At 72.0% G+C, this 23,669-nt stretch carries 20 protein-coding genes and 1 pseudogene; 14 read left to right on the top strand and 7 right to left on the bottom strand.

Annotated elements, in window-relative coordinates:
- Positions 1 to 4: 4 nt before the first annotated feature.
- The 6 genes from GLX30_RS03990 (at position 5) to GLX30_RS03965 (ending at position 6,952) form a co-directional block, all read left to right on the top strand.
- Positions 5 to 955, top strand: coding sequence for a sugar ABC transporter permease (locus GLX30_RS03990; RefSeq protein ID WP_244258415.1), 951 nt, complete (start codon positions 5 to 7; stop codon positions 953 to 955).
- The gene (locus GLX30_RS03985; protein ID WP_159683578.1) at positions 952 to 1,827 is read left to right on the top strand and encodes a carbohydrate ABC transporter permease; all 876 of its coding nucleotides are present in this window, start codon (positions 952 to 954) and stop codon (positions 1,825 to 1,827) included. The genes GLX30_RS03990 and GLX30_RS03985 overlap by 4 nt, the downstream gene beginning before the upstream one ends.
- Positions 1,824 to 2,813, top strand: a complete 990-nt coding sequence (locus tag GLX30_RS03980) for a zinc-dependent alcohol dehydrogenase family protein (protein WP_159683575.1) — start codon at positions 1,824 to 1,826, stop codon at positions 2,811 to 2,813. The genes GLX30_RS03985 and GLX30_RS03980 overlap by 4 nt, the downstream gene beginning before the upstream one ends.
- Entirely contained in the window at positions 2,810 to 3,727 is a 918-nt protein-coding gene (locus GLX30_RS03975) for a PfkB family carbohydrate kinase (protein WP_159683573.1), read from the top strand. Before GLX30_RS03980 ends, GLX30_RS03975 begins: the two co-directional genes overlap by 4 nt.
- Positions 3,728 to 3,886: 159 nt before the next feature.
- Positions 3,887 to 5,152: an ROK family transcriptional regulator gene (locus tag GLX30_RS03970; RefSeq protein WP_159683570.1), complete on the top strand. Its 1,266-nt coding sequence runs from the start codon at positions 3,887 to 3,889 to the stop codon at positions 5,150 to 5,152.
- A gap of 600 nt (positions 5,153 to 5,752) precedes the next feature.
- Positions 5,753 to 6,952: a peptidoglycan DD-metalloendopeptidase family protein gene (locus tag GLX30_RS03965; RefSeq protein WP_159683568.1), complete on the top strand. Its 1,200-nt coding sequence runs from the start codon at positions 5,753 to 5,755 to the stop codon at positions 6,950 to 6,952.
- Here GLX30_RS03965 and GLX30_RS03960 read toward each other — a convergent pair.
- Positions 6,833 to 7,792 carry a DMT family transporter gene (locus tag GLX30_RS03960; RefSeq protein WP_244257995.1) on the bottom strand — a complete coding sequence of 320 codons (960 nt, stop codon included), beginning with the start codon at positions 7,790 to 7,792 and terminating at the stop codon, positions 6,833 to 6,835. The two genes, GLX30_RS03965 and GLX30_RS03960, sit on opposite strands and share 120 nt — an antisense overlap.
- 727 nt (positions 7,793 to 8,519) lie before the next feature.
- Between GLX30_RS03960 and GLX30_RS03955 the strand changes: the two genes are divergently transcribed.
- Entirely contained in the window at positions 8,520 to 9,986 is a 1,467-nt protein-coding gene (locus GLX30_RS03955) for an SDR family NAD(P)-dependent oxidoreductase (protein WP_159683562.1), read from the top strand.
- Between the two features lie 320 nt (positions 9,987 to 10,306).
- Positions 10,307 to 10,477, top strand: coding sequence for a hypothetical protein (locus GLX30_RS34270; protein ID WP_167306790.1), 171 nt, complete (start codon positions 10,307 to 10,309; stop codon positions 10,475 to 10,477).
- Positions 10,478 to 10,557: 80 nt separating this feature from the next.
- On the opposite strand, the gene GLX30_RS03950 is transcribed toward GLX30_RS34270, so the two are convergent.
- From GLX30_RS03950 to GLX30_RS03940, 3 genes are read right to left on the bottom strand one after another with little or no spacing between them, the layout of a single operon-like run.
- On the bottom strand, positions 10,558 to 11,964 hold the full coding sequence (locus GLX30_RS03950) for a lipase maturation factor family protein (protein ID WP_159683559.1): 1,407 nt from the start codon (positions 11,962 to 11,964) through the stop codon (positions 10,558 to 10,560).
- A gap of 11 nt (positions 11,965 to 11,975) precedes the next feature.
- Entirely contained in the window at positions 11,976 to 12,503 is a 528-nt protein-coding gene (locus GLX30_RS03945; RefSeq protein ID WP_159683556.1) for a DUF1990 domain-containing protein, read from the bottom strand.
- Positions 12,500 to 13,327, bottom strand: a complete 828-nt coding sequence (locus GLX30_RS03940; protein WP_159683554.1) for a YndJ family protein — start codon at positions 13,325 to 13,327, stop codon at positions 12,500 to 12,502. Before GLX30_RS03940 ends, GLX30_RS03945 begins: the two co-directional genes overlap by 4 nt.
- Positions 13,328 to 13,471: 144 nt before the next feature.
- Between GLX30_RS03940 and GLX30_RS03935 the strand changes: the two genes are divergently transcribed.
- Both GLX30_RS03935 and GLX30_RS03930 read left to right on the top strand, forming a co-directional pair.
- Complete coding sequence (locus tag GLX30_RS03935) at positions 13,472 to 14,623, top strand: DUF6777 domain-containing protein (protein ID WP_159683551.1); 1,152 nt, start codon at positions 13,472 to 13,474, stop codon at positions 14,621 to 14,623.
- 52 nt (positions 14,624 to 14,675) lie between these two features.
- Positions 14,676 to 16,748, top strand: a complete 2,073-nt coding sequence (locus GLX30_RS03930) for a SpoIIE family protein phosphatase (protein WP_159683548.1) — start codon at positions 14,676 to 14,678, stop codon at positions 16,746 to 16,748.
- Between the two features lie 25 nt (positions 16,749 to 16,773).
- On the opposite strand, the pseudogene GLX30_RS03925 reads toward GLX30_RS03930, so the two are convergent.
- Together GLX30_RS03925 and GLX30_RS03920 are read right to left on the bottom strand one after the other, a co-directional pair.
- A pseudogene (locus GLX30_RS03925) lies at positions 16,774 to 18,038 on the bottom strand (cation:proton antiporter).
- A 51-nt stretch (positions 18,039 to 18,089) separates the two neighbouring features.
- Positions 18,090 to 18,710: a DNA polymerase ligase N-terminal domain-containing protein gene (locus GLX30_RS03920; RefSeq protein ID WP_159683545.1), complete on the bottom strand. Its 621-nt coding sequence runs from the start codon at positions 18,708 to 18,710 to the stop codon at positions 18,090 to 18,092.
- A 269-nt stretch (positions 18,711 to 18,979) separates the two neighbouring features.
- On the opposite strand from GLX30_RS03920, the gene GLX30_RS03915 reads away from it, so the two are divergent.
- From GLX30_RS03915 to GLX30_RS03905, 3 genes are all read left to right on the top strand, one after another.
- Positions 18,980 to 19,993 carry an aldo/keto reductase gene (locus tag GLX30_RS03915; protein WP_159683543.1) on the top strand — a complete coding sequence of 338 codons (1,014 nt, stop codon included), beginning with the start codon at positions 18,980 to 18,982 and terminating at the stop codon, positions 19,991 to 19,993.
- Positions 19,990 to 20,832 carry an amidohydrolase family protein gene (locus GLX30_RS03910; RefSeq protein ID WP_159683540.1) on the top strand — a complete coding sequence of 281 codons (843 nt, stop codon included), beginning with the start codon at positions 19,990 to 19,992 and terminating at the stop codon, positions 20,830 to 20,832. The genes GLX30_RS03915 and GLX30_RS03910 overlap by 4 nt, the downstream gene beginning before the upstream one ends.
- 76 nt (positions 20,833 to 20,908) lie before the next feature.
- Positions 20,909 to 21,769 (top strand): DNA-formamidopyrimidine glycosylase family protein, encoded by an 861-nt coding sequence (locus tag GLX30_RS03905; RefSeq protein WP_159683537.1) that lies wholly within the window; start codon positions 20,909 to 20,911, stop codon positions 21,767 to 21,769.
- A gap of 46 nt (positions 21,770 to 21,815) precedes the next feature.
- Here GLX30_RS03905 and GLX30_RS03900 read toward each other — a convergent pair whose 3' ends face one another.
- Complete coding sequence (locus tag GLX30_RS03900) at positions 21,816 to 22,484, bottom strand: zf-HC2 domain-containing protein (protein WP_159683534.1); 669 nt, start codon at positions 22,482 to 22,484, stop codon at positions 21,816 to 21,818.
- A 183-nt stretch (positions 22,485 to 22,667) separates the two neighbouring features.
- Between GLX30_RS03900 and GLX30_RS03895 the strand changes: the two genes are divergently transcribed.
- The gene (locus tag GLX30_RS03895; protein WP_159683531.1) at positions 22,668 to 23,540 is read left to right on the top strand and encodes a response regulator transcription factor; all 873 of its coding nucleotides are present in this window, start codon (positions 22,668 to 22,670) and stop codon (positions 23,538 to 23,540) included.
- The last annotated feature ends 129 nt before the right edge of the window (positions 23,541 to 23,669 follow it).

Raw genomic sequence — 23,669 nt, 5'->3', positions numbered from 1 at the left:
GCACATCGCGACCCCCACCGGGCCGACGCCGTACACACCTCGCGACGGAGCCCGCAGCGGCCGCATGCGAGCCTGGGCGACCCGCGCACCGCTGCTGCCCGCGCTGGTCTTCCTCGTCGCCGTCACCCAACTGCCCTTCGTGGCAACGCTGGTGATCTCCCTCTTCGACTGGAACTCCCTCGATCCCGAGGAACGCGCCTTCAGCGGCCTGTCGAACTACGCCTCCGTGTTCACCGACCCGGCGTTGCGTGAATCGGTCCTCACCACCGTGCTGCTCACGGCGAGCGTCGTCGTCGCCAGTGTCGTCCTCGGGCTGGTGCTCGCCCTGCTGCTCGACCGTGCCTTCCTCGGCCGCGGCATGGTCCGCACCCTTCTCATCACCCCGTTCCTGCTGGTCCCCGTCTCGGCCGCGCTGCTGTGGAAACACGCGCTCTACAACCCCGAGTACGGGCTGTTCAACGGCGCCCTCAGCTGGGCCGCCGGGCTGTTCGGCATCGACTCGCCCGCCCAGCCCGACTGGATCTCAGAGATGCCGCTCCTCGCCGTCGAGGCGGCCCTCGTATGGCAGTGGACGCCGTTCATGATGCTGATCCTCCTGGCCGGACTGCAGAGCAGGCCCGCCGAGATGATGGAGGCCGCCCGGCTGGACGGAGCGGGGAACTGGCAGATGTTCCGCCACCTGACCCTGCCGCACCTGCGCCGCTACCTCGAACTGGGCATCCTGCTCGGCTCGGTGTACATCGTGCAGAACTTCGACGCCGTCTTCACGATCACCTCGGGCGGCCTCGGCACCGCCAACCTCCCGTACACCGTCTACCAGACCTTCTACCAGGCCCACGAGTACGGACTGGCGTCCGCCGCGGGAGTCGTCGTCGTGATCGGCACCATCATGGTCGCGACCTTCGCACTCCGGGTGGTCTCGTCCCTCTTCCGTGAGGAGGCGACCCGCGCATGACCACCGCCACCCACCCGCCGCGGCACCAACTGCCGTCCGCCGCCCGCACGGCACGGCGCCGCTCCGCGGCCCTCGGCCTGCTGGCCTGGGCAGCGGGAATCAGCTTCTGCCTGCCAGCCCTGTGGATGCTGCTCACGTCCTTCCACTCGGAAGCCGACGCCGCCACCAACCCGCCCTCCCTCGCCGCCTCCCTCACCCTCGACGGCTACCGCGAGTTCTTCGGCGGCGGAGGCGGCCCCACCCCTTGGCCGCCACTGATCAACTCACTGTCCGCGTCCCTCTTCTCGACCGTCCTCGTCCTGGTGCTCTCCCTGCCCGCGGCGTACGCGCTCTCCATCCGCCGGGTGCGCAAGTGGACGGACGTGATGTTCTTCTTCCTGTCCACGAAGATGCTGCCCGTCGTCGCCGGCCTGCTCCCCGTCTACCTGTTCGCGAAGAACACCGGGATGCTCGACAACATCTGGCTGCTCGTCATCCTCTACACCTCGATGAACCTGCCGATCGCGGTGTGGATGATGCAGTCCTTCCTCTCGGACGTACCCGTCTCCATCATCGAGGCCGCCCAGGTCGACGGTGCCCGGCTCCCCACCGTGCTCGCCAGGGTCGTCGCCCCCGTCGCCGGACCCGGCATCGCGGCCACGGCACTCATCTGCTTCATCTTCAGCTGGAACGAGCTGCTGTTCGCACGGGTGCTCACCGGCGTCGTCGCCCAGACCGCGCCCGTGTACCTGACCGGATTCGTCACCAGCCAAGGCCTCTTCCTCGCCCAGCTGTGCGCCGCGTCCGTCGTCGTGTCCCTGCCGGTGCTCGCCGCCGGCTACGCCGCCCAGGACAAACTCGTCCAGGGCCTCTCCCTAGGAGCCGTCAAATGAGGGCAGCGATCGTCGAAGCCCCCGGCAAGGTCGTCGTCACGACCGTCCCCGACCCGACGCCCGGACCGCGCGACGTCGTCGTCTCCGTGGCGTCCTGCGGACTGTGCGGCACCGATCTGCACATCCTCCAGGGCGAGTTCGCGCCCACCCTGCCGATCGTGCCCGGCCACGAATTCGCCGGCGAAGTCGTCGGTACCGGCAAGGACGTCACCGAACTCGCCGTCGGCGACCTCGTCGCCGTCGACCCCTCCCTGCACTGCCACGAATGCCGCTACTGTCGCAGCGGCCGCGGCAACCTCTGCGACCGCTGGGCCGCCATCGGCGTCACCGTCCCCGGCGGCGCCGCCCAGTACGCCGTCGCCCCCGTCGCCAACTGCGTCAAGCTGCCCGGCCACATCGACGTCAAGGACGCCGCCCTCATCGAGCCACTGTCCTGCGCCGTACGCGGCTACGACGTACTCAGCGGCACCCTCGGCGCGGACGTGCTCATCTACGGTTCCGGCACCATGGGCCTGATGATGCTCGAGCTGGCCAAACGCACCGGTGCGGCTTCCGTCGACGTCCTCGACGTCAACCCCGACCGGCTCGCCACCGCTGGGCTCCTCGGCTGCTCCCGCACCGCCGCCTCCGCCGACGAACTCGACCGGCCCCGCGGCTGGGACGTCGTCGTCGACGCCACCGGCAACGCCAAGGCCATCCAGGACGGCCTCGGACGCGTCGCCAAGGGCGGCACGTTCCTCCAGTTCGGGGTCGCCGACTACGCGACGACCGCGGTCATCGAGCCCTACCGCATCTACAACCAGGAGATCACCATCACCGGCTCCATGGCCGTCCTGCACAGCTACGAGCGGGCCGCGGCACTCTTCGCCACCGGCGTCCTCGACCCGTCGGTCTTCATCAGCGACCGGCTGCCGCTCGAGGAGTACCCCCAGGCCGTCGAGCGCTTCAGCGCCGGCCAGGGCCGCAAGATCGTGGTCGAACCGTGAGCCGGGACGGCGTGCTGGTCCTGGGCGAGGCCCTGATCGACCTCGTACCCGAGCCGGGGGACCCCGGGCTCCTGCGCGCACAGCCCGGTGGCGCACCCGCCAACGTCGCCGTCGGCCTCGCCCGGCTCGGCACACCGGCCTCCTTCGCAGGGACCCTCGGCGGCGACGTCTTCGCACGGAGCATCGAACACCGGCTCACCCACGCGGGCGTCGACCTCTCCCTGTGCGGGCGCTCGCCGCTGCCGACCACGCTCGCCGTGGCCGACCCCGGACCCGAGGGCACCGCGTACCACTTCCACACAGACCGAACGGCCACCTTCCAGCTGCCCGACCGAACGGCCGACGTGCCACGCTACGGTGCCGTATACGTCGGCGGGCTCGCGGCCGTCGTCGAACCGGCGGCCTCCACCGTCGCGGCGACGGCAGGCACCGCGGCCCGCGCCGGCCTGCTCGCCGTCGACCCCAACGTGCGCGAGGACCGCACCCTCGGGAACGGCCCCGGTCCCGACCCGCTGCGCGAACTGTGCGCGGCCGCCCACGTCGTCAAGGCCAGCGACGAGGATCTCGCCCGGCTGTGGCCCGGCCGGGAACCCGACGCGAGCTGCCGTGAACTCGCACACGGCGGCAAGCTCGTGGTCATGACCCGCGGCGCGCGGGGCAGCACCGCGTACACCGCGGGCGGCGCCGTCGTCTCCGTCCCCGCCGTCCCCGTCCACGTCGTCAACACCATCGGCGCGGGGGACGCGTTCATGGCAGGCATGCTCGCGTGGCTCGCCGCCGGGGCGTGGCGGCTCGATCTGCCCGCCGACCGGGTCGAGGCGATGCTCGGCCACGCCTCCGAGGTCGCGGCGTCGGTCTGCGCGCAGGCGGGCACGGAGCCGGAGCCGGCCATGCCGGTGACGCTGCCGCGCTGAGCGCGCCTGCGTCGGTCGGTGGGCGCGCCTCCACGGGTCGATGCGGGGGCCGTCCTGACACGCCTCCACCGGCCGGTGTCCCAGCCGGCCGGTGGAGCGTGCCCCTGTCCGGGGAGCAGCGATGCCGCCGGGGTATGTTGCCTCCAGGGAAGGAGCACCATGGCGGACGGCAAGAGACGGACTGTGCGCGACCTGCGTCGCGGCAACCGCGCGCTGGTCCTCCAGCGGCTGTACTTCGACGGTCCGCTGAGCCGCCAGGAACTCGGACCGGCCACCGGACTCAGCTCGGGCTCCATCAGCAACGTCGTCTCCGAACTCGTCACCGAAGGCCTTCTCGAAGAGGCCGGCATCGTCGACTCCGACGGCGGCAGGCCACGGACACTGCTGCGCGTCGCCCCCGGCAGCGGACTGCTGATCGGCATCGACATCGGTGAGACCCGCGTACGGGCCGAACTCTTCGACCTCTCCTTCACCGAACTGGCACGCACCGAGCGGCCGCTCGCCCAGCACGGCTACGACGTCGACCGCATCGTCTCCCACGTACGCGCCGCCGTCGCCGACGTCCTGCGCGACGCGGACGCGGATCCCGGCCTTCTGCTCGGCGTCGGCATCGGCGTGCCCGGCATCGTCGAGCACTCCGCCGACGGAGCCGTCGTGCACGGGCAGACCATCGGCTGGAACGCCGTCCCCTTCGAGCAGTTGCTGCGGAAGGCCGTCGACATCCCGTCCGAGGCACCGCTGTTCATCGACAACGGTGCGAAGACCCTCGGGCAGGCGGAGATGTGGTTCGGCGGCGGCCGGGGAGCGGCCTCCGCCGCGGTCGCCCTCATCGGCTCCGGAGTCGGCGCGTGCGTCGTGCACGCCGCCACCCCCGACGAGAGCGCCCGCACCGACGCCCTCGAATGGGGCCACACCGTGGTCCACATCCGCGGGCGGCGCTGCCGGTGCGGATCCCTCGGCTGCCTCGAGGCGTACGCCGGCGCGGAAGCACTCCGTGAACGTTGGCGGGAAGCGCGCGGAGCGCCGGCGGCAGGCGATACGGACGACGCGGACGAACCGGGCGACGAGACAGCACTGGCCGCGCTGCTTGCCGCGGCGTACCCCCTCGACGGGCCGGCCGAGGCTGCGGCCCTGGCCCTCCTCGACGAGACGGCCGAGTACCTGGGTGCCGCGGTCGCCGACCTCATCAACCTCTTCCGGCCCGAGCGCATCCTGCTCGGCGGCTGGGCCGGTCTCCAGCTCGGCCCGCACCTCCTGCCCCAAGTGCGGCGCTACGCGGCCGAGTACGCCCTTCGACACGCGGCCGCCCGCACGACGATCGAACTGGGCCGCCTGGGCGCGGACGCGGTCACGGTGGGCGCGGCGACGCTGCCGCTCTCCCACTTCCTCACCCGCGGCGGGACGCGCCCGGCACGCGTGACGTAGCCGCGCGGATTTCGGCGTCGCCGCGTCCTGCGGGGCGGGGCGCCGGCTTGGTGGTTGGTGCCGGGTGTCGGGGCCTCCGGAGGGGGTGTCCGGAATGGCTGTCCTCACCGCGCTGCGCGCGAGTTGCGGCGCTTGACTTCCGGACACCCCTCCTCCGACCCCGCCCCCTCCCGTCGGACAGGCCCCATCGGCCGGTGGCCGCTTCCACGCGGGGCGACGGTCCGGCCTCTGGGCGCGCGCCAGCTCAGGTCGGGCCGCGCATGGTGGGCCCTCTGAGCCCGGCCGGTGTCCGCTGCGGTCGACGAGTCGACGAGTCGCCGGGGACGCGTAGGCGGGGACCTTCGCGGCGCGAAGCTGCCGTCCTTGGGGTGTGGGGGCGTCAGCCCCCACCGAACCTCTTTTCTCCTCCCGGAGAGTGAAGGGGGCGTCAGCCCCCGTCGGGGTCCGGGGCTTGCCCCGGTTTCGGGGAGGGGCGGGGTGGGGGCATCGTCACCGTCCGGTATCGGCCAGCTCTCCGCTGAGACCTTGTCACTGTCCGTACCCGCCGCCTAAGTTGGCCGATTGCGACATGACCTGAAATGCGTCCAGGGGGAGCCCGTCATGGCCGGAACCGGTCGACACCGCAGATACCAGCCGAGCCGCATCAACCGCGCTTCGCTGACCGTCACGGCCGGCGGCGCCGGCATCGCGCTGCCCCTGGTCGGCGCGGGATCGTCGCACGCCGCCTCCGTGGACGTGTGGGAGAAGGTCGCGGCCTGCGAGTCGACCGACAACTGGCGGATCAACAGTGGCAACGGCTACTACGGCGGCCTGCAGTTCAGCCAGGCCACCTGGGAGGCGTACGGCGGCCGCCAGTACGCCCCGCGCGCGGATCTGGCCACCAAGGACGAGCAGATCGCCGTCGCGGAGAAGGTGCTCGAGGCGCAGGGCCCGCAAGCCTGGCCCACCTGCTCGGTGAAGGCGGGGCTGACCCGTGGCGGTGACGCCCCCCGGATCATGCAGCCGCGACCCCAGGAAGCCGCTCCGCCGAAGCGGGTCGCGCCGAAGGCCGCAGCGTCCCCCACGACCGTTCCGACGCAGCGCGAGGGCTACACGGTGGCCCGCGGCGACTCGCTCTCCCGGATCGCCCGTACCGAGCGGGTCGAGGGCGGCTGGCAGCAGTTGTACGAGCAGAACCGCACGGTCGTCGGTGACGACCCCGATCTGATCTTCCCCGGGCAGCGGCTCACCCTGCGGGGCAAGGCCGCACCGCAGGAGGATCGGCGCCCCGCCACCGCCAGGCCGGACCGCCCGGCGGAGAAGGTGCGACCGGAGGCGGCACCGAAGCCGAAGACGGCACCGAAGCCCACGCCCGCGCCGAAGCCCGCGCCGGCGCAGAAGCCCCGCACCGAGGCCGCCTCGTTCGCCGCGCCCGTCGTCGCCGGGCCGTCGACCGCCTATCGCAAGGCGGGTTCGTCCTGGTCGAGCGGCTATCACACGGGCGTCGACTTCGCCGTGCCCACCGGCACGTCCGTGAAGGCCGTCGCCTCTGGGAAGGTCGTCTCGGCCGGCTGGGGCGGCGCGTACGGGTACGAGATCGTCATTCGGCACGGCGACGGCCGCTACAGCCAGTACGCGCACCTGTCCGCGTTGACCGTGCGTGCGGGCCAGCAGGTGAGCGCCGGTCAGCGGATCGCCCGCTCAGGATCCACCGGCAACAGCACGGGGCCTCATCTCCATTTCGAGATCCGTACGGGCCCCGGGTACGGCTCGGACATCGACCCCCTCGCCTACCTGAGGGCGAGAGGCGTGTCGGTCTGATCCCTCGCCCGCAGTCCCGCCCATCCGCTCGAGCGTGAGCAGGATCAGGCCGCCGGCCGCCACCACCCCGCAGGCCGGCGCCAGTACCGTGCCGACCACGCCGTAGCGGAAGTCCTCGCCGAACATGGTGATGCCGACGACCGCCGCCACCACCGGATTGACGACGGTGACCGTCGCCAGGGGCGCCGCGAGACCGGCGCCCCGGTAGGACGCCTGCGACAGGAGGAGGCCGCCCGTCGCCAACGCGGCGATGACCGCGAGGCTCGGCCACTGGCTGAGCGGTGAGTCCCACTGCCAGTCCACGGCCACCGACTTGGTGAACACGGACGCGATTCCGAAGGCGACGCCCGCCGCGCCGGCCAACAGGACGCTGCGCATGATCGGCCGGTGCATGCCCTGCGCCATCAGGAAGAGCAGTGCCACCGTGCCGAGGGTCGCCGCCGCGAGGACGCCACGGCCCGCCGTGCCCAGCGAGCGGGATTCCGCCTCCCCCGTGAGGGCGAGAAGCCCGGCGAGTCCGGCGGTCGCCATGATGGCCCCGCGCCACGCGGTGCGGCCGGCTCTGCGCCGGACGAACAGCGCGGCCATCGGCAGGGCGAAGACGATGGTGAGAGCTCCCAGCGGCTGGACCAGGCTCAGCGGGCCGTACGCGAGGGCCACCACGTGCAGTACGGCTCCCACGCCGTTGAGGGCGACGGCGGCCCACCAGCGCTTCTGGTGCAGCGGGGCGTACGGCCTGGAGGGCGTCGTGGTCGCCACGTGTTCCTGCAGGATCGCCCCGGCCGCGTAGGCGACCGCCGAGACGAGTGACAGGAGCACGGACAGCGCGAGGGAACTCATGGTCACCACCCTGTCCCGTGTCCGGCTTCACGTCGTCGTTCTTGAGCAGGCACTTGGGCGTACTACCGACGTAGTACGGGTGTAGTGCCGAAGTCCCCCTTCCGGCGGGGGCGCGCTCTCCCGGGACGACTGCCGGACCGGTCGGCGCGCACGCGGTTGCCTCTCAAGTATCCGTTCGGGGACTGTCACCCGCATGCTTCTGCAACGTTGGAGACGGCTCCGGTCGCCACGAATCCGCTCGGCCCGCGGGCGGCCCGGCGGAAACCCCCCGACAGGGCATGCCGGACCCCCATCCGGCATGCCCTGTTCCCCCTGGAAGTGGCCGGAGCGCACACGGCGACCGCCACGTCGGACCGACGGATCACATAGTGAGGCTCGCCCGGCCGGACCTGTGGGGAAAATGTGAAACCTGTCGCAAAACGGATGTGCCGCGTCGGGGCTCCTGACGCCGCCCCGGCGGCGCGAGGCGCGTCGTCAGGGCGACGGCCTCCATGGGCGCCCGGGGCAAGGCGGCCCTTGAGGCACCAGAGGTCCAGACCGGTCCGCGGCCTCGACGATCACTCGGCGGACCGACGTGATCCGGCCATCCGGCGCCGGCGGACCGAGGCGCCCGACCCGCGGCGGAGACGGCCGGCGTGACGGCCGTCATTTGGCCGACCACTCGACTCTCAGTACAGTCGTGCTTTTGAAACGTGGCATTCGAGTGACCGAGGAACGGCAACCAGCAATGACGGTGACAGAGGACAGCCCGGTGGCGTACGGGCCGGGTATCGACCCGGAGCGGCTGGCCGTCTGCCTGAGCGTGCTCGAGGAGCTCGACAAGCTCGAGGTCGACCATCCGGACGCGATCGCGGTACGCCGCGCCACCGCCGGGATCTACCGGACGGTGAAGCAGCGCCGCCGCCAGGAGCGACGGGCCTCCAAGACGGCGCACGACAAGGCCGTCACAGAGGCGACCGCGACCGGTTCGGCCGCCCGGATCGACGACGAGACGCAGGGCCTGCTGCCGTCGTCCTCCGTCATGGGCGAGATCGCCGGGATACTCCGCCGCCCGCGTTCCTGCTACATCTGCAAGGCGCGCTACGTCGAGGTCGACGCGTTCTACCACCAGCTGTGCCAGTCGTGCGCCGCCGAGAACCGCGCCCGCCGCGACGCGCGGACGGACCTGGCCGGCAAGCGCGCCCTGCTCACCGGCGGCCGCGCCAAGATCGGCATGTACATCGCCCTGCGGCTGCTGCGGGACGGCGCTCACACGACCATCACCACCCGCTTCCCCAACGACGCGATCCGCCGCTTCAAGGCGATGCCGGACAGTGACGAGTGGATCCACCGTCTCAAGATCGTCGGCATCGACCTGCGCGACCCGGCGCAGGTCGTGGCCCTCGCCGACTCCGTCGCCGCCGAGGGTCCGCTGGACATCCTGATCAACAACGCGGCCCAGACCGTCCGCCGCTCCCCGCAGGCGTACCGGGAGCTGCTGGTCGCCGAGAGTGCGCCGCTCCCTGCGGGTGAGCTGCCGCCGGCCCAGGTCATCGGCACCTTCGGCAGCGGCGCCGTCGAGTCGGTGGCCGCGCTCCCGTCGTCCGCCGGGGACGGGCTGACGGCCCAGGACGTCACGGACCTCGCCCTGGTCAGCGGCTCCGCCTCGCTCGAGCGCATCGCGGCCGGGACGGCCATCGACGCGGGCGGCCTCGTGCCCGATCTGCACGACACGAACAGCTGGATCCAGACGGTTTCCGAGGTCGACCCCGTCGAGTTGCTCGAGGTGCAGCTCTGCAACTCGACGGCGCCGTTCATCCTGATCAGCCGGCTCCGCCCGGCCATGGCCGCGGCGTCAGGCAAGCGGAAGTACGTCGTCAACGTCTCCGCCATGGAAGGCGTCTTCAGCCGCGGCTACAAGGGGGCCGGCCACCCGCACACCAACATGGCCAAGGCCGCGCTGAACATGCTGACCCGTACCAGCGCCCAGGAGATGTTCGAGGCGGACGGCATCCTGATGACGGCCGTCGACACCGGCTGGATCACCGACGAGCGGCCGCACCCCGACAAGATGCGGCTGGCGGACGCCGGATTCCACGCGCCGCTGGACCTCATCGACGGCGCCGCCCGCGTCTACGACCCGATCGTCCGCGGCGAGGGCGGCGAGGACCTCTACGGTTGCTTCCTCAAGGACTACGCCCCGGCGAACTGGTAGGCGCCCAGGCGCACATCGCGCCACTGTTCCAGGCGTGGATCGCGCCGCGCCCGAGGCCGGTGCACCCGATACGGGTGCACCGGCCTTTTGTTGCGGTTCGGACACGGTTTTGGCCTGAATCAAGCGGAATTAGAGGCCCCATCGAGCGCGTTGGTGCTCATTTGGTTAACCTGGGGTCAATGGACAGCCACCAAGGGATCCACGAAACCCCTTCGGCCGTCCTGGGACAGGTCTGCAACCAGGCTGCGGTCCCGCCAGAGTGACGGCGCCACCGCGACCGAACTGCCCTGTTCCAGTTACGCGACACAGAGGAGTGCGCGGTGACACAAGATGTGAAGCAGGACCAACGGACGCCGGAGCGCGGCGTCGAACGGGCCGCCAAGGCCGATGAGATCGGCAATCTGGAGGTCTGGGCGCGCTCGGCTCCCATCCGGCTCGCCGGATACGAGGAAGACCTCGCCGAACCGCACATCCTGCCGGGTATCGACTGACCTGACCCGCGCTTCGATCCGTGTGCCCCCGCCCGCCCGGGCCGGGGGCACACGGATGACGCCCCGCCGCTGTCATCCCTTCACGAAAGCCGTGTCGGGGCCAGGAATTCGCGGACATATGTACGGTGCCACCATGCCCCGGTGTCACGGCGCTCCCGCCCGGTGGTGAACCGGTAGCGGTAGAGCCGTGCCCGGACATGGGCCGGCGGCCTGTCGGGGAAGGGGTTGCGGTGCAGCAGCCGCAGTGTGTCCCGGTCGCCCTCGAGCAACCGTTCCACGAAGGGCAGGAACCAGGACCGCGCATAGGCCGGAGAGAGTGCGGCGAACCACATCAGCCAGTCCAGCCGCAGGTGGTAGGGCGCGAACTGGCGCGGCAGCCGGTGCACGTCGCCCGGCTTGCCCTTGAACTCGTACTCCCGCCAGACGGTGCCCTCCTTGAGGGTCCTCTCGTCGGTACCCTCGACGACCAGTTCCAGCCGGACCCGGCCCACCGTGCCGAACGCGCCGTAGGTGTTGACCAGGTGCAGTGAGTCGTACGAGCGGTTCATCGCCTGCCGTTTCGAGAGCAGGTTGCGCGCCGGACGGTAGCTGAGGACCAGCAGCAGCGCGGTCACGGCGATCACCACGATCTCGAACCAGAGCGGTGCTCCGGGAAGTGAGTGGCTTCCTGCGACGAGCGAGCCGTCCAGCGCGGACAGGGCCAGGACGATCGTCAGCCAGTTGAGCCAGGCGAAGTTGCCCGAGAGGACCAGCCACAGCTGGGTCACCACGATCAGCCCGGCGGCGACGCTCGCCACCGGCTGCGGTGCGAAGAGCAGGACAGGAACCCCGAGTTGGACCACGTGGTTGGCCGCCGCCTCCACCCGGTGGGCGACTTTGGGGAGGTGGTGGAAGTACCAGCTCAGCGGGCCGGGCATCGGCTGGGTCTCGTGATGGAAGTACAGGCAGGTCATATTCCGCCAGCACAGGTCACCGCGGATCTTGATGAGACCCGCCCCGAACTCCACCCGGAACAGCAGCCAGCGCAACAGCCACAGCACCAGGACCGGCGGCTGGGTCTGCTCGTTGCCGAGGAGGACCGCGAGGAAACCGGCCTCCAGCAGCAGGGTTTCCCAGCCGAATCCGTACCAGGTCTGGCCCACGTTGACGATGGAGAGGTACAGCAGCCACAGCGCCGCCCACCAGGCCATCGCGACCCCGAGCGGCAACCGGTCGGCGGCTCCGGCGACCAGGGCCGCGGAGAGCAGACAGCCCGTCCAGGCGACACAGGCGAAGAAGCGGTCGGAGTAGTGCAGCCTGAACAGGCTCGGCGAGTCCTTGGCGGGCACCCGGCGCAGGAAGTCCGGCACCGGCAGCATGCCCCGCTCGCCGATCAGTGCCCGGAACTGGAGTGCGGCGGTGAGGAAGGCGACGAGATACACGACGGCGAGAGCCCGCTGGAAGACCAGCCGGCTGAGCCAGTAAGCGTCGTCGCCGAACCATCCCATCGTTTCCAGTATCAGGCCGCGGCGATCCGCCGCAGTGTGTGGCCGAGCCGCCGGGCGTACCAGTGCTGGAGTACGGGCACGACCGGACCGCCGAGCCGGCTGTACCAGGCGGCGGGCCTGCTGAACGCCTGGACGGTGAACCACACGGAACCGTCGTCGTGCAGGTCCACCACGAACGACTCCTCACCGGTCTCCGGGTGCCCGGCGAGGGTGCCGTAGGCGAAGCCGGTGCGGTCATTCTCGTACACCGTCCAGATCACCTCGCACGGCGCGCTGACGCGGAGCGGGCCGACGCCGACGGACACCTCGACGCGGGCGCCGGGTTCGGCGCGGCCGGCCGAGGCCCGCAGCCTGGCGCCCGAGCCGCGGTGCATCCGCCAGGTCGTCACGGCGGTGCCCGCCGCTTCGAAGGCGGCCCGGCCCTGACCGATCCGGGTGGTGTGGTGCAGGTGGTTGTAGCCGGCAGGGAGCGGCCCGTGCCGCGTGGCACCGACGTTCCGGTAGGTGAGGCGTCCCGTGGTCCTGTCCGCGCCGTTCATACGGCACTCTCCTTCATGTCCTTGATTTTCCGCCAGGCGAGTACCGAGCAGAGTGCGAAGCCGAGGGCGTTGCCCAGCCCGTGGGTGGCGGCCATCCATGTCAGGCCGGGGTGCGGGACGTCCGCGGCCTGGCCGACCGCCCAGCTGAGCGCCAGCAGCATCGTCGCCACCAGCACGGCCGCAGAGACGGCCAGCAGCGCCCGGGTGTACGGGTCCCGTTCCGCGCCCCGGACGTCGCGCCAGGTCAGCAGTGCCACTCCCCACATGCCCGCGGTCAGCACGAGCGCGCCGGCCAGTTCGGCCCAGTCGTCGACGAAGTACCCCGCGAGGACGGTCAGCGTGCCGAGCGGCACGCTCAGGGCGGCGAAACGGGCGAGGCGTCCGGCGGCCGCGTTGCACACCAGGCCCGCCACGAGCGCGGCGGTGAATCCCGCGAAGTGGAAGTGCGGCACCGTCAGCGCCAGGATCGGCAGCGTGAAGCCGAGCAACTCGTACCCCGCCCGCTCGGCGACCAGCGCGAGGCCGGCGACGGACGGTGCCGCCAGCGCGGTGAGCACCGCGATCTCGGCGGGCGCCGAGGAACGGGTGCGGACCAGCCGCCGCGGCGCCTGGGCGGCGAGCAGTAGTGTGCCCAGCGCGTAGACGACGGCGAGCGCGGTGGCGACGGGCCCCCGCGGCAGCCACAGTGCGACCGCGCCCGGCACGGCGAACAGCGGCCACATCCGCCGAACGGGCGCCAGCCGTACGGGGTCCACAAGACGTAGTCCGGCGGGCACGATCACCAGCATCCCGAGCATGACGATCAGGTTGACCAGTACGAACATGCCGCACCCCCCATCGGTTGAACGTGTTCAAACCCTTCTCGTGCTGACCTTATGCGCTGAACTGAACGCGTTCAAGTCGCGGCTTCGGTGATGATCCGTCAGAAATTGAGGAACATCTCGAGTTGCGGGAGGCGGGAGATCTTGGTGCGCTCACCGATGCGTGGTCTGTACGCGACGGTCGCCGTGCTGTGCCTGGGGCCGCTGGCCGCCGGCTGCGGCGGCGACAGCAGGGCAGCGGAGCCGGGGGAGATCCTCCTCCAGTCGCTCGCCGCGCCGGGGCCGGACCCCTTCACCGCGTCGACCGTCACGGCAGGGACGCCCCCTGCGCTGCCGGTCGTCGCCGGCGCGCCGAAGAGCCCGTCCGGTGGCGGGGTGAGCCTCCGTACGATGTCCGGCGCGACGCCGGGCCTCTATGCGGGCATCCAGGGGGAGGCAGCCTGCGACGTCGGACGTCAGGCCGGGCTGCTGGCGGCGGACAAGCGCAAGGCGAAGGCCTTCGCCGAAGCGGTGGGCGTCGAGCGGTCCGGCGTCGCCGCGTTCCTGCGCGGCCTCACCCCGGTCGTGCTCCGCGTCGACGTCCGCGTCACCGGTCACGGTTTCCACGACGGCGCCGCCGTCGCCCGGCAATCGGTGCTCCAGGCCGGTACCGCCGTACTGGTCGACGAGTTCGGGGCGCCGCGGGTGCGCTGCGCCTCCGGAGCGCCGCTGAAGCAGCCCGTGGCGATCAGGACCGCGCTGGTCAACAAGGGCGAGCCCTGGTCCGGATACCGGGCGGACCGGGTGATCGTGATCAAGCCGGCGGCGCAGGCCGTCAACAACCTCCTGCTCGTCAGCGCCGTCGACAACGGCTGGATCGAGCGCCCCGGCGGCACGGAGGGCGAGGACGACGCCGGGCCCGCTGTGCTTCCGCCCGTCGACCCCGACGAGGTCTTCGGCGACCCCAGCCGTACGGCCCCGGGCGGAGCGGTGGACTCGGCGGGTGCGGAGCGGGCCACTCCAGAGCCCCGGCCCTCGGCCGCCCCGCCGCAGCCGCAGTTGCCCGTGGAGCCGGCGCCCGTCCAGTCCGCGCCGCCCGAACCGCCGGTGGAGCCGGACGTGCCCGCCGCCCCCCAGCCGGACCTGCCCGCGGACCTGGATCAAGGGGTGCCGGACATCGTGGAGCCCGAACCGGTCGACCCCGGTCTCACCGCGGGGTCGGAGGCCGGGCAGGAGCAGGATCCGGTCGGTACGGAACCGTTCGCTCCCGCCGGCCCGGGCCAGGAATCCCTTCCGGAGACCCACGTGCTGCCGCGCTGAGTGGTCCGTCCGACAGCTCGTGGAAGACGGCAAATCGTGACAGAGTGGCTCCATGGTTGATCGGGCAGCGGGTGCCCTGTCGCTCCCCGACGACTGGCCGGCGCACGCGGACGTGAGCCTGCACCTCAACCGCATGGGCACCTTCGACTGGGACCTTTCAAGCGGGCTCATGCACATGGACGGGCCAGGCCTCGAGGTGTTCGACCTGCGTTCCGAGGAGTACGACGGCCGTCCGGAGAGCTTGGGCATGCGGGTACCGGCCGACGAGGCCGTCCGGCTGGACACGATGGTGGCCCAGGCACTCAAGAGCGGGCACGACAATTACGGTGCCTACTTCCGTATCCGGCGCCGTGACGGCACTTTGCGGTGGACCCATACCCAGGGATGCGTACGGCGGGACGAGACCGGCCGCCCCGTGCGCATCATCGGCATCGTCAGGGACGCCACCGACGAGCTCGCCGACTCCACGGCCCATATCGAGGTCGACCTCGAGCGCCGCAGGCAGACCAGCGTCGTCGAGAGCACCACGGCCGCCCTCGCGCACGCCAGGACCGTGCAGGACGTCATCGAACTGCTCAAGAACACGCACGGGCTCGAGCACCTCGGCGCCACCAGCCTCGTGATGGGACTCCTCGAGTCGGGCCGGATCCACCTCGTGGCCGAAGGGCCGGAAGGCTCCTTCGTGCCGGGCACCCGCTACACCCGGGTCGACGAGCAGTACCCGATGAGCGAAGTCGTCCGCACGCTCACCCCGCGTTTCATCGAGTCCAAGGCCGACTTCGCCCGGTCCTACCCCGTACTGTGGCCCCACATCCGCGGACTCGGCGTCACCGCCGCGGCCTACCTGCCCCTGATCGCCCAGGCACGCCCCATCGGAGCGCTCGGACTCCTCTACAGCGACAAGACCGGCTTCAGCGCCGACGAGCGCAACCTCCTCGTGGCGCTCGGCAGCAGCATCGCCCAGAGCATCCAGCGGGCGATGCTCTACGAACAGGAGCACGACCTCGCGGAGGGGCTCCAGCAGGCCATGCTGCCGCGCCGGCTCCCCGAGGTGCCGGGAGCGCAGATCGCGGTGCGCTACCGCTCCGCCCGGTTCGGGCGGGACATCGGCGGTGACTGGTACGACATCATCGCGCTGCCGGGCGGCCGTGTCGGAGCCGTCATCGGGGACGTACAGGGCCACGACACACATGCGGCCGCCGTGATGGGACAGCTCCGCATCGTCCTGCGTGCCTACGCCGCAGAAGGCCACACCCCGGCCACCGTGATGGCCCGGGCGTCCGTCTTCCTGCACGAACTGGACACCGACCGCTTCGCCACCTGCACCTACGCCGAGGTCGACCTGTCCACCGGGGTCGTGCAGGTCGTCAGGGCCGGACACGTCGACCCGCTGATCAGGGAACTCAACGGCAGCTGCCGGAGGCTGGCGCTCCAGGGCGGGCTGCCGCTGGGGCTCTCCGCGGAGTTCGGCCGGCTCGAGTACCCGGTCGGCACCGTCGAACTCGACCCCGGGCAGACGCTGGTGATGTACACGGACGGTCTGGTCGAACAGCCCGGAGCCGACCTCGACGACGGGATGCAACTGCTGGCCGAGCTCGTGCACGGCGGTCCGCGCGACCTCCAGCTGCTGGCGGACCGGCTCTGCGAAGTGGTGGACGATCGCGGGGGCGACGACGACGTGGCGCTCCTGCTGCTGCGCCGCAAGGGCGCCTTCACCGCCCAGGCGGGCGGCCGCCTCCAGCAGCACGTCGCCCAGGGCGACCCGGAGGCGCTGAGCTCGGCACGTCACATGGTCCGGGCGGCCGTACGCGCGTGGGGCGCCGGCGATCGGGCGGACGACATCGAGCTGGCCGCCGACGAGATGATCACGAACGCGCTGATGCACACCGACGGCGGGGCGATCGTCACCGTGCGGGTCCTGGCCGGAGCGGAACGGCGACTCCGGGTCGAGGTCGAGGACCGCTCCAGCGCGCTGCCGCGCCGGCGCGAAGCCGGCGTGGCGGGCGTCTCGGGGCGCGGCCTGATGCTGGTGGACCGGCTCTCCGACAGCTGGGGCGTCGAATCACGCGGCAGCGGCAAGTGCGTATGGTGCGAGTTCCGTATCCCGGACCGGCTCACGCCCTGATGCGGCACCCCGCGAAACCGCCAAATCACGGCGGTGGGCCGGATCGGCCGCGGAGCCGGTCCAGACGGCTGATGACCGGGGTGGCCGCGGCTCCGTGGAGCATGACGGACGCCAGGACGGTGAAGGCGACGACGGACCACAGCTCCTCGGCGTGTGTGGCGAAACCGCCCTGCCCCAGGGCGTACGCGAGATAGAACAGCGAGCCGATGCCGCGGATGCCGAAGGCGGACGTGACGAGCCGCTCGCGGGTGCCCGTACGGAAGCCCAGCTGGCCGACCCAGCCCGTGACCGGGCGGATCACGAGGATGAGCAGGACGCCGAGGAGGGCGCCCGGCCAGCTGAGAGCGCCGAGCCCGCCGGTGACCAGATAGCCCCGAGGAGGAAGAGGAGGAAGGCGGTCAGCAAACGCTCGACCTGCTCGGTGAACTCGTGCAGGACCTTGTGGTAGCCGTGGCTGCGCTCGGCGGACCGGATGGCGCAGGCGGTGACGAAGACCGCGAGGAAGCCGTAGCCGTGCAGGAGTTCGGCCACGCCGTACGACACGAAGGTGGCGCCCAGGGCGACGAAGCCCTCCATGTGCTCGGACAGCCGCAGGGCGGACACCTTGGCCCGGAAGAACATCCGTCCGAGCAGCAGCCCGGCCGCCAGCCCCGTCAGCACGCCGATGGCGCTCTTTCCGAGCAGGTCGGTCAGCAGCCAGCCGCCGATCCACTCGAAGGGCCGGCCGCCGGAAGCCGCCGCGGAGGCGGCGGCCAGTGCGGCCAGCACGAAAGGGAAGGCCAGCCCGTCGTTGAGTCCGGCCTCGCTGGTGAGGGTGAAGCGCACCTCGTCCTCGTCCTGCTCGGCGTCGGTGGGCTCCCCGACCCGGACCTCCGCCGCCAGCACCGGATCGGTGGGCGCGAGGACCGCCGCCAGCAGCAGGGCGAGGGTGAACGGCCAGTCCAGCAGCAGGCCTGCCGCCAGCGCGGTGCCCGCGACGGTGAGCGGCATGGTGATCCCGAGCAGACGCCAGGGGCCTGCCCATGCGCGCAGCCCGAACGGGCGGTTGATGGCCAGGCCGGCGCCCATCAGGGACACGATCACGCAGACCTCGGTGACGTGCTCGACCCACAACCGGTCCCGTACCGGGTCCACGACCGGCACCGGGAGAGGGAGAGCGGCGACGAGCGCACCCGCGGCCAGGAACACCATGGGCATCGACAACGGGCGCTTGAACACGATCCGCGGCACCACGGCTGCCGCCAGTGCGCCGACCCCCAAGGCCGCGTAGACGGCGTCCGAGAACATCATCCGCACCATCCTTGCCCAGGGCTCCGGCGAATGTGCGGAGCGCGCGCCGACTCAAGCACTGTTGGACGACGCGTCCGCCGCCACCCCCTTGAGGGTCCGGCCGGTGCGGGCGGACCGGGCCCGGCGGGGCTCCGGCGCGTGGTGCGAGGAGGCGTGCCGGTCGTGCTTCTTCACCAGGAGCCACGTCTCGCGTCCGCCGTCCCGGCTGTCGCGTGTGCGGGTCAGCGCATAGCCGCCGTGCAGCTTCTTGCCGTCGAGCCAGAACGAGGCGTGGCCGGCCGCCAGGGCGTCGGCGAAGGGGATCTCGTCGCCGCGCCGGTCGGTGGCGAGGCTGAGGTAGGTGCCCTCGTCCCAGATGATGACGGCGCCGGCGCCGTACTCACCAGGTGTGATGACGCCTTCGTAGTCCGCGTACTCCAACGGATGGTCCTCTGTCGGCATGGCGAGACGCTTGGCGCCCGGGTCGGCGGACGGACCCTTCGGGACGGCCCAGCTCTTGAGGACGCCGTCCACCTCGAGGCGGAAGTCGAAGTGCATCGTGCTCGCGTCGTGGATCTGGACCACGAACGAGAGCGCCTCTCGGTCGTTGGGGCCGCCTCTTCCCGCGGGCTCGGTGGTGCGGTGGAAGTCGCGCTTGCGGCGGTACTCCGCCAGTGCGTCGCGGGCAGGCATTGGGAACTCCTTCGGTGCGGCCCCGGGTGCGGATCGCGGGTACCCGGCCGCAGGACGCTCAAGCAGCGGCTGTGTCGGCCTCCGCCGGGACGGCGGTCCGCGGCCGCCGTGCGACGCTGCGGCGGCGGGTGGCGCGCTGCGGCGACAGATCGGACAGATGGAGGATCAAACCGCGGCTTTTGCCGAGCCGGCGATGTTGACGGACTCCAGTGGTCCGATGAATATGGATCGCCGGACCTCGGGATCCACTGGCGAGGGGGCAGAGCCGGATGCGACGCAGCACGCTCGGACACAGCGCGGTCGAGATCACCGAACTGTCCTTCGGGGCGTCCGGCATCGGCAATCTCTACACACCCGTCGGCCCCGACGACGCGGCCGCCACGGTCGACGCCGCCTGGGACGTGGGCATCCGCGCCTTCGACACCGCCCCCCACTACGGGCTCGGACTGGCCGAACGGCGACTCGGCGAGGCGCTCCGTGCCCGGCCGCGCGACGCGTACACGCTCTCCACGAAGGTCGGCCGGCTGCTCGAACCGTGCCCGGTGGCGGGGGACGACCTGGCCCACGGCTTCGCCGTACGCGCCGACCACCGGAGGGTATGGGACTTCAGCGCCGACGGCGTCCTGCGCAGCATCGAGGACAGCCTCCGGCGACTCGGCCTGGACCGCGTCGACGTCGTCCACCTCCACGACCCCGACGACCACGCGGAGGCCGCCTTCCGGCACGCCTACCCGGCGCTGGAAAGACTGCGGGCCGAAGGCGTCGTCGGCGCCGTCGGCGCGGGCATGAACCAGGCGGCGATGCTTGCCCGCTTCCTGCGCGACACCGACGTCGACGCCGTCCTGTGCGCCGGCCGCTACACGCTGCTCGACCAGAGCGCGCTGACCGACCTGCTGCCGGAGGCGCAGGCCCGGGGCAAGAGCGTCGTCGTCGGCGGCGTATTCAACTCCGGGCTGCTCGCCGATCCCCGCCCCGGTGCCCACTACGACTACACCACCGCGCCGCCGCACCTCGTCGCGCACGCCCTGCGCCTCAAGGAGACCGCGGAACGCCACGGGGTACCCCTGCGTGCCGCGGCCCTGCACTACTCCCTCGGCCATCCGGCCGTGGCGGGCGTCCTCACCGGCGCGCGGTCCGCCGCCGAGGTACGCGACACCGCCGAGCTGCTCGCGACACCCGTACCGGCCGCGCTCTTCGACGAACTGCGCGCCGAGGGGCTGCTGCCCGACACGCCTCAGCGAGCACCGAAGGCGCCCGGCGGCGCCGGAGCAGCACCGCGGTGAACGTCGTCGACGCGCACCACCATGTGTGGGACCTCTCCGTACGGGACCAGGAATGGATCAGCGGCCGGGCGATGGCCCCGATCCGGCGCTCCTTCGGCATCGAGGACCTGTCGCCCCTGGCCCGGGCCGCCGGGGTGCGTGCCACCGTGCTCGTCCAGACGGTGTGCGCCGTGGAAGAGACCCCCGAATTCCTGGCCCTCGCCGCCGCCGACAACCTCGTCGCCGGGGTCGTCGGATGGACCGACCTCACCGCCCCCGGCGTCGCCGACACGCTGGCCGCGCTCCGCGAACTCCCCGGCGGCCACCGGCTCGTCGGCGTCCGCCACCAGGTCCAGAGCGAACCGGACCCTCACTGGCTGCTGCGCCCCGACGTCCTGCGCGGCCTCGCCGCCGTCGCGGAGGCCGGACTCGTCTACGACGTCGTGGTCCTGCCGCACCAGTTGTCCGCGGCGGCCGGGGCGGCAGCGAGGGTGCCCGGACTCACCTTCGTTCTCGACCATCTCGGCAAGCCGCCCGTCGCCTCTGCCGAACCCGGGCCCTGGACCCGCGCGGTACGCGCACTGGCGGCGCACCCCAACACCGTCTGCAAGCTCTCCGGTCTGGTGACCGAGGCCGACTGGTCCTCCTGGACCGTCGCCGGCCTGCGCCCCTTCGCCGACACGGTGCTGGAGGCCTTCGGGCCGGACCGGCTGCTGTTCGGCTCCGACTGGCCGGTGTGCAACCTCGCCGCCGGCTACGCGGAGGTTCTGGGCGCCGCCCGGGCACTGACCGGGCACCTCGGCGAGGAGGAGCGGCGAGCCGTCTTCGCAGACACGGCGACCCGCGTCTACCGCCTCTGAGGCCCACCCACGTGGAGCGCCACCGCGCGAGCCGATCCGGCGCGCGGCGCGCCGCCCGCTGCGGCAGGGTGGGGGTATGCCCGAACTGCCCGAGGTCGAAGCGCTACGGGAGTTCCTCGACGCCCAACTGGTGGGCCGGAGGATCGAACGTGTGCTGCCGGTGGCCATCAGCGTTCTCAAGACCTACGACCCGCCGCTCTCCGCCGTCGAGGGAACGGACGTCACCGCCGTTCAACGGCACGGGAAGTGGCTCGACATCACCGCGGGCGGCCTTCACCTCGTCGCCCATCTCGCCCGCGCGGGCTGGCTCCAGTGGAAGGACGAGCTCCCCGCGCAGCCCCCGCGTCCCGGCAAAGGGCCGCTGGCGCTGCGGACGGTGCTGGCCGGGGGCGGCGGCTTCGACCTGACGGAGGCCGGGACCACCAAGCGGCTCGCCGTGCACGTCGTCCGGGATCCGGCCGAGGTGCCCGGGGTGGCGCGGCTCGGACCCGACCCGCTCTCCGACGACTTCGACCGTGCCGCGTTCGCCAGGGTGCTCGAGGGCGAGCGCCGCCGGATCAAGGGCGCCTTGCGCGACCAAGGTCTGATCGCGGGCATCGGCAACGCGTACAGCGACGAGATCCTGCACGCCGCCAGGATGTCGCCCTTCAAACCCGTGCAGAACCTCAGCGGCGAAGAGACCGACACGCTGTACGAGGCGCTGCGGACCACCCTCGCCGACGCCGTGGAACGCTCACGGGGACTGGCGGCGGGCCGGCTCAAGTCGGAGAAGAAGAGCGGCATGCGCGTCCACGGCCGCACCGGCCGACCGTGCCCCGTGTGCGGCGACACCGTCCGTGAAGTGGCCTTCAGCGACTCGTCGTTGCAGTACTGCCCCACCTGCCAGACCGGTGGCCGCCCGCTCGCGGACCGCCGGCTCTCCCGACTGCTCAAGTGACGCCGGGGCCGCTCGCGCTGACCGGGTGACGCCCGGCCGGCAGGCTTCAGCCGCCGATCGACAGCAGCCGCTCGCCGCTCGCCGCCCGGACCTCCCAGCGGCCGATCTCCGCCGTGTGCAGCCCGGTGCTCGCCTCGAGGTCCAGCGGTCCCTCTCGGCCGGGCCCTTCCCGTACGCCGTACCCGCCCTCCGGCACCCACCAGCTCAGGACGGGGTGCTCCACCCCGTCCTTGCCGATCGCAACGAGCCGGCAGGTACGCGGACCGGCGAGCCCGGTGAGCCGCATCGCGACCGCCGTGCCCCAGCCGCGGTCCTCCAGCGCCACGGAGGCGGTGACGCCGGTCGCCGGATCCGACGCCACGACCCGCGGCGACGCGGGCTCCCCGGCGCCCCGGACCGTCATCACCGCGGTGGGCAGCGCGACGATCAGCGACGCGGCCACGGCGACCAGCACCAGCCGCCGCCGGCGGTCCCGGCGACGCTGCACCACCACTGCGCCGGTGAGCCGCTCGAGCAGCTTCGGACCGGGGCGGGCGTCGACCCGGTCAGGACCGGCGAGCTCGGACAGCGCGCCGGCCAGGGCGGTGAAGTCGGACAGCCCCACGGCACACGTGACACAACCGGCAAGGTGCTCCTCGAACCGGAACGCGTCGGCCGGTTCCAGGATGCCCAGCGCGTATGCGGCCACATCCAGGTGCGGCTGCTGCCGGCTCATGGGCGGTCCTCGATTCCTCAGGTGTTACGGGCGGTCACCCTGGAATACGCAGCGGGAAGGCGATGCGCTCAACCCGTCGCCGAGGCGAGCGCGATCGCAAAGCCGGCAGTCCTTCCGCAGCCGGGCCGGACGCCCTTCCGGGGGCGTGGCCGCATCGCGCGGACCGCGCCTAGACTCCGCTGCATGCTGCGCGTACTGGCTGTCGACGACGAGAAACCGGCGCTCGAAGAGTTGCTCTACCTCCTGCGTGCCGATTCACGGATCCGCAGCGCCGAAGGCGCGACCGACGCAACGGAGGCGCTGCGCCGCATCGGCCGGGCCCTGGAGGCCGGACCGGACAGCGAGGACGCCATCGACGTCGTCTTCCTCGACATCCACATGGCGGGGCTGACCGGGCTCGACGTCGCGAGGCTGCTCGCCGGGTTCGCCAGGCCGCCGCTGATCGTCTTCGTCACGGCCCACGAGGGGTTCGCGGTCCAGGCGTTCGACCTCAAGGCCGTCGACTACGTCCTCAAGCCGGTCCGCAGGGAACGGCTCGCCGAAGCCGTGCGCCGGGTCCGCGACCTGGTCGTCCCTCTGCGGGAACCTCAGCGGCAGGACGCGCGGCCCGTCCCCCCGGCCTACCTCCCGCCGGGCGCGGCCGCACCGGCCGCACCGGCCGCACCGGCCGCACCGGCCGCACCGGCCGCACCGGCCGCACCGGCCGTGCCGAACGGCGGGGGAGCGGAGCAGATTCCGGTGGAGCTCGGCGGAGTGACCCGTTTCGTGCCGGTGGACGACATCACCTACGTCGAGGCGCAGGGTGACTACGCCCGGCTCCACACCGCCGCGGGCAGCCATCTCGTCCGCATCCCGCTGTCCGCCCTGGAGGAGCGCTGGGCCTCCCGCGGGTTCGTCCGCATACACCGCAGCCACCTGGTGGCCTTGGGACGCATCGACGAACTGAGGCTGGACGCCGGCACGACGACCGTGCGGGTCGGGGACGCCGAACTCGCGGTCAGCCGCCGCCACGCCCGTCAGCTGCGTGACCTGCTGCTGCGGCACGCGCGCGGCTGAGGCGACCGTTCGGCGATCATCGCCGACCGTTCGTCGCCCGGACAGGGCCGCACACCGACGCGGCACCGTGACCGGCCCCCACGGAAGCGGCTCGCGCCTAACCTTGACCGGGCCGGGAAGAAAGGGCCT

The sequence above is a fragment of the Streptomyces sp. Tu 2975 genome (assembly GCF_009832925.1).
GTDB lineage: Bacteria > Actinomycetota > Actinomycetes > Streptomycetales > Streptomycetaceae > Streptomyces.
This window is presented reverse-complemented; position numbering and strand designations above follow the sequence as displayed.